We start from the raw sequence: 6132 nt of genomic DNA, 5'->3' as shown, positions 1-6132 counted from the left end.
CGGCGTCTACGGCGTCTAAGCCAAACACTCCAATACCGAAACAACCCAAGGGGAGCGGCCACAAGCCGCTCCCCTTTCTCTTTTGGGTGGGCTCTTTGGGGGATTGGGCCGCGGGGCAGGGGTGCGGCGGGCCGCCGCGGCGCATGGTTTATAAAGATTCACTTCCGTGAATATTAATTTAAGTAAACTATAGCAAATCATAATAGAAAACGTCGATATCTGGGTATAGTTCTGCGTTTACACTTCTGAAATCAGTACTTATTCCGTTTAACTACGCTCGTAGCCCGCAAATTAAGCACTTAACTCTATCTCTATCGCTGTCTGAACACGACAGATTGCGAGACGAGATCGATGGCTACTACCGTTGCTATCAAGCCTTCGGGCAACGCCTACATCGACGGGATCCTGTCCGGCGCGCGCTGGTCAGGTGATGCGCTGACCTTCAGCTTCCCCACGTCGTCGAGCGCCTACGGCGGCAGCTACGGCTCGGGGGAGTCCGGCGTCAGCTTCTCGGCCCTCAACCTCGCGCAACAGAATGCGGTGCGGACGATCCTGGCCGGCTGCGCCTGCGCCGCCTGCGTCCAGTTCACCGAACTGTCTGGCTCCGAGGCCAGCAACGCGACGATCCGCTACGGCGCGTCGAGCATGGTGTCGACCGCCTGGGCCTATCTGCCCGACATGGTGAGCGAAGGCGGCGACGTCTGGCTCAGCGGCACCCGCGCCAGCCTGCAGAACCCGGTCAAGGGCAACTACGGCTGGATGACCCTGCTGCACGAAACGGGGCACGCCCTGGGTCTGAAGCACGCCCAGGAGGCCGTCGGCGCCTTCGGCGTCATGCCGACCGACCACGACTCCCTCGAATACACGGTGATGAGCTACCGCTCGTACGTCGGCGCCGGGGTCACCACCGGCTACGTGAACGGCACCTGGGACTATCCGTCCACCTATATGCTGGACGATATCCGCGCGCTGCAGGCGCTGTACGGCGCCCAGTTCTCGGACGTGGGCAAGGACATCGTCATGAAGTGGAGCTCGACCACTGGCGAGCTCTTCCTGAACGGCGTCGGTCAAGGCGCTCCGGGCGCGAACAAGGTCTTCATGACCGTTTGGACCGCCGGCGCGAACACCACCTACGACTTCTCGGACTACAGCAACGCCCTGAAGGTGGACCTGGAGCCCGGTCACTGGACGACCACGTCGCAGGCGCAGTTGGCCATGCTGGGCGGGTTCGGCACCAACCATGCCGCCGTCGGCAATATCGCCAACGCCTACTATGTGAGCGACGGCGATCACAACAACCTGGTCGCCAATGTCGTCGCCGGTAAAGGCTCGGACACGATCGTCGGCAACGCCATCGACAACAAGATCACGGGCGGCGGCGGTGACGACGCGATCGACGGCGGCGGCGGCGAGAACACTTCCGTCTATTCGGGTAAGTCGACCGACTACAGCTGGAAGGCCAACAGCGACGGCACCTGGACGGTCTCCGACCTGCGCAACGGTCGCCCGGACGGCGTCGACACGCTGAAGAACATCCAGTTCCTGCAGTTCTCGGACAAGACGGTGAAGATCACCGACGTCAGCGCCGACATGGCCACCAAGGCCTTGCTGGCGGCGTACGAAAACATCATGCGGGTCGAGACGCTTCCTGACGTGAAGACCAACTTCGTGGCCGACCTGGGGGCCCAGCTGGCCGCCAAGGCGATCACGGCGGACACGGCGCTGGGCCGGATCATCGCCGCCGCCGCCGAGACGACCTCGGTCGCGACGATGACCTACCAGTTCTTCACCGGGAAGATCCCGTCGCTGGCCGGCCTGGACTATCTGGTCTCGCCGAACGGCGCGAACAGCTTCAACCTGAACTCGGCCTACTATCAGAACTTCAACACCACGAACCGCTACATCAACTTCGCGATCAACCTGGGTCACGACGGTGAAGGCAGGACGGCGTTCACGGCGAACTACGGCTCGCTGAGCCTGTTCGACGCCACCAAGAAGGCCTATGCCGAGATCTTCGGCTCGGCCGACGCCACGGACGCCAAGGTTCATGAGCTTCTGGACGCCTCGGTCACGGTCAATGGCCACGCTGGCACCCGGGCGGACTACTTCGCCGCCTACGGCCACGACGATCTGGGCGCCAAGGCCGCCATGGTGGGCTGGCTGCTGTCGGAAGCGGTCTCCTCGGACACCGGCGTCTATGCGAAGGCCAACGACGCCTTCCTGCTGGACCTGGCCGATGGCGCCAACTTCGACATCAGCCTGATCGGCACCTACGGGCCGTCGAGCGGTTATCAGGGCGGCCAGTTCACCCTCATGAACGGCCAGTTCACCTTCATCTGATCCGAAGGCTTCAAGGCTGAACGAAGGGCGGGGACGCAGGCGTCTCCGCCCTTTTTCTATGGAGCGGGGGCGTCCAGCAGGGCCAGGAAGTTGGCCAGGGTCGGCGATACTTCGCCGCGTCGCCAGACCACGCCGGTCTCGAGCTCGGGCGCGACGCCGGCGAGCGGGACGTAGCGGACGCCCGATCGCGCCAGGTTGCGCAGCGACGCCGGCACCAGCGCGATCCCCAGTCCGCTGGAGACCAGGCTGATGATGGTCTGCATCTGGATGGCTTCCTGGACGATCCGCGCCGCGCCGCCTAAGGCGGCGTAGTAGCCGGTGACCAGGTCGTGGAAGGCCGGCGCCACCTGCTTGGGAAACAGGATCAGGGGTGAAGCCAGCACCTCCTCGCTCGACAGTTCCGTCTCGCTACGGATCCGTCCCTCGTCGATCCAGGCGCTGGGAACGGCCGCCACGAGCGGTTCGCGCAGCAGTCGGCGATAGACGAGGGAAGGTGGCAGAGGCTGGTCGGCAGGCGGGATGACGATGCCGGCGTGACGCTCGCCCTCGACGATGGCCGGGACCTGCAGGTCGCTGGTGGCTTCGAAGAGCCGGATTTCCACATGCGGATAGGCCTGGGAGTAGCGGCGCACCAGCGATGGCAGGACGCTGTAGTCGGCGGTGCTGACGAACGACAGCGCCAGATAGCCGCTTTGACCGTCGCGAATGTGGCGCGCGGTCGTGGGGAGTTCGTCGAGGCCGGCGAGGACATCCAGCACGTGCGGCAGCCACTGCTGGCCCAGGGCGCTGAGCTGGACGTTGCGTTTGGTGCGAACGAAGAGCGGCGCGCCGAGCTCGCGTTCCAGCGCCATGATCGACTGGCTGAGCGGGGGCTGGGTCATGTGCAGCCGTTCGGCTGCGCGTCCGAAGTGCAGTGTCTCGGCCACGGCGGCGAAGTGGCGCAGTTGCCGGGTGTCCATTTGATATCCTAAGCGACCTAATGATCTCTCAGTAATATATTTTGCGCGCGGTTTGAACGGGTCTAAAAACCACACGCGCAACAATGAGATTTGTCCCATGCCTCCCTATCGCTCGCGAACCTCCACCCACGGCCGCAACATGGCTGGCGCGCGCGGCCTGTGGCGCGCCACCGGCATGAAGGACGAGGACTTCGGCAAGCCGATCATCGCCGTCGCCAACAGCTTCACCCAGTTCGTCCCGGGCCACGTGCACCTGAAGGACCTGGGCCAGCTGGTCGCCCGCGAGATCGAGGCGGCCGGGGGCGTGGCCAAGGAATTCAACACCATCGCGGTCGATGACGGCATCGCGATGGGCCATGGCGGCATGCTGTATTCGCTGCCCAGCCGCGAGCTGATCGCCGACAGCGTCGAGTACATGGTCAACGCCCACTGCGCCGACGCCATGGTCTGCATCTCGAACTGCGACAAGATCACGCCCGGCATGTTGATGGCCGCCATGCGGTTGAACATCCCGGTCGTCTTCGTCTCGGGCGGCCCGATGGAGGCCGGCAAGGTGATGGTGAAGGGCGCGATCCGCGCGCTGGACCTGGTCGACGCCATGGTCGTGGCCGCGGACGACAAGTACACGGATGAGGAAGTCACCGCGATCGAGAAGGCCGCGTGCCCGACCTGCGGTTCGTGCTCGGGCATGTTCACCGCCAACTCGATGAACTGCCTGACGGAAGCTTTGGGTCTGTCGCTGCCGGGCAACGGCTCGGTCCTGGCCACCCACGCCGACCGCGAGGCCTTGTTCAAGGAAGCCGGCCGCTTGGTCGTCGACCTGTGCGAGCGCTGGTACGTGCAGGAAGACGTCACGGCCCTACCGCGCGGCATCGCTACGCGCGAGGCGTTCGAGAACGCCATGAGCCTGGACATCGCCATGGGCGGTTCTACCAACACCGTGCTCCACCTGCTGGCCGCCGCCAGCGAGGGCGGGGTCGAGTTCTCGATGGCCGATATCGATCGCCTGTCGCGCCGCGTGCCGTGCCTGTCGAAGGTCGCGCCGGCCAAGGCCGATGTGCACATGGAAGACGTCCACCGCGCCGGCGGCGTCATGGCCATCCTGGGCGAGCTGGAGCGCGGCGGCCTGATCGACGCCAGCCAGCCGACGGTCCACGCCACCACCATGGCCGAGGCCTTGGGCCGCTGGGACATCGGCCGCACCAACAGCCAGGTCGCCCGTGACCTGTTCAGCGCCGCGCCGGGCGGTAAGCCGACGCAGATCGCCTTCAGCCAGGCCGCGCGCTGGGAAGAGCTGGACCTGGACCGCGAGAAGGGTGTGATCCGCTCGGTCGAGCACCCGTTCTCGAAGGATGGCGGCCTGGCCGTGCTGTTCGGCAACCTCGCGCCGGAAGGCTGCATCGTGAAGACGGCCGGAGTCGACGAGTCGATCCTGAAGTTCAGCGGCAAGGCCAAGGTCTTCGAGAGCCAGGACGAGGCCGTCAGCGGCATCCTGGGCGGCAAGGTCGTGGCCGGGGACGTCGTGGTCATCCGCTATGAGGGCCCCAAGGGCGGTCCGGGCATGCAGGAGATGCTGTACCCGACCACCTATCTGAAATCGAAGGGCCTGGGCGCGGCCTGCGCCCTGATCACCGACGGCCGCTTCTCGGGCGGCACCTCGGGCCTGTCGATCGGCCACGTGTCGCCTGAAGCGGGCGAGGGCGGTCTGATCGCCCTGGTCGAGACCGGCGACCCGATCCTGATCGACATCCCGAACCGGGGCATCACGCTGGAGGTCTCGGACGCGGTGATCGCCGAGCGCCGCGCGGCTCAACTGGCGCGCGGCAAGGACGCCTGGAAGCCGCTGGACCGCAAGCGCGAAGTCTCGCCGGCCCTGCGCGCCTATGCGGCCATGACCACCAACGCCGCGCGCGGCGCCGTGCGCGACGTCAGCCAGGTCGAAAGCAAGTAGAACTGGGGGAGGGCGGCCGCTAGTCGGCCGCCTTCACCGTCAGGCGACGCTGTTCTGCACCGAGAGCTTGAAGCGGTGCCGATGCTCCAGCGCCTTTTGGCGCAGCTGCACGATGGCTTCGGTTTCCTCGGCCGCCAGCATGGCTTCGAACAGGCGGCTGAAGTGCTCGCGCATCGCCAGGCGCGCCGCGTTCGGATCGCGCCTGCGGATCGCGTCCAGCACCGCCCGGTGCTCTTCGATGCGATCCTCGAAGCCGCTCTTGCAGACGTTGCTATAGACTTGGACGACCCGCGGAGCCTCGTTGCGCATGCGCCAGAGGGTGCGGACGAAATGCTCGAGGATCGGGCTGCCGCTGTTCTCGGCGATGATCAGGTGGAAGCGCTCGTCCGCGGCCTCGGCGTCATCGTCGTTGCCGGCCATGACCCGCACGGTCTCTTCCAGGAGATCCATCGCCCCGGGCGTCATGTTGAGCGCCGCCAAGGCGGCTGATTCCGCTTCGACGACGGCGCGCACGGTCGTGAGTTCGAAGGCGTCGATTTCGGCGAGCGGGGAGATGTCGTCCGGCAGGCGCGGGCGGACGTAGACGCCCGACCCGGTCTTGACCGCGATATAGCCCTGCGCCTCGAGCGCGATCTCGGCTTCGCGAATGGTCACGCGCGATACGCCCAGCCGCTCGGCCAGTTCACGCTCTCCCGGCAAGCGGCTGCCAGGAGCGAACTCACCGGATTCGATGAGGTCGATGATCTGTTTCGCGACGAGTTGGTAGCGCCTGTCCATGGTCATCCGTCGATGTCTCCGTTGCCCTCTCGTCCGGATCTTCACCGAAGCTACTAGATTCAAGGTGATTGGGCATTAGAGGTTCGTATCAGGGGTGAACCAAAG

Annotated in this window: 4 protein-coding genes; 2 read left to right on the top strand and 2 right to left on the bottom strand. The window is 65.4% G+C overall.

From position 1 onward, the window contains the following. Window positions 1-351: 351 nt before the first annotated feature. Window positions 352-2340, top strand: coding sequence for a M10 family metallopeptidase C-terminal domain-containing protein (locus tag AC07NN_RS19955; protein ID WP_494645018.1), 1989 nt, complete (start codon window positions 352-354; stop codon window positions 2338-2340). Window positions 2341-2396: 56 nt separating this feature from the next. On the opposite strand, the gene AC07NN_RS19950 is transcribed toward AC07NN_RS19955, so the two are convergent. Then, complete coding sequence (locus AC07NN_RS19950) at window positions 2397-3299, bottom strand: LysR family transcriptional regulator (protein WP_494645016.1); 903 nt, start codon at window positions 3297-3299, stop codon at window positions 2397-2399. A 97-nt stretch (window positions 3300-3396) separates the two neighbouring features. Here AC07NN_RS19950 and ilvD point away from each other — a divergent pair, with 97 nt between their 5' ends. Then, entirely contained in the window at window positions 3397-5250 is a 1854-nt protein-coding gene (gene ilvD, locus AC07NN_RS19945) for a dihydroxy-acid dehydratase (protein WP_494645015.1), read from the top strand. A gap of 39 nt (window positions 5251-5289) precedes the next feature. Here ilvD and AC07NN_RS19940 read toward each other — a convergent pair whose 3' ends face one another. Next, window positions 5290-6033 (bottom strand): FadR/GntR family transcriptional regulator, encoded by a 744-nt coding sequence (locus tag AC07NN_RS19940; protein ID WP_494645013.1) that lies wholly within the window; start codon window positions 6031-6033, stop codon window positions 5290-5292. Between the last annotated feature and the right edge of the window lie 99 nt (window positions 6034-6132).

This window comes from Caulobacter sp. GW821-FHT09H08 (assembly GCF_059415885.1).
Note: the sequence above shows the minus strand (reverse complement) of the source record. Positions and strands in the feature narration are given on the sequence as shown.

What these genes read in the sequence shown, in the direction of transcription:
- ilvD (WP_494645015.1), top strand. Translation starts at nt 3,397, where the DNA reads ATGCCTCCCTATCGCTCGCGAACCTCCACCCACGGCCGCAACATGGCT.
- AC07NN_RS19950 (WP_494645016.1), bottom strand. Translation starts at nt 3,299, where the DNA reads ATGGACACCCGGCAACTGCGCCACTTCGCCGCCGTGGCCGAGACACTG.
- AC07NN_RS19940 (WP_494645013.1), bottom strand. Translation starts at nt 6,033, where the DNA reads ATGACCATGGACAGGCGCTACCAACTCGTCGCGAAACAGATCATCGAC.
- AC07NN_RS19955 (WP_494645018.1), top strand. Translation starts at nt 352, where the DNA reads ATGGCTACTACCGTTGCTATCAAGCCTTCGGGCAACGCCTACATCGAC.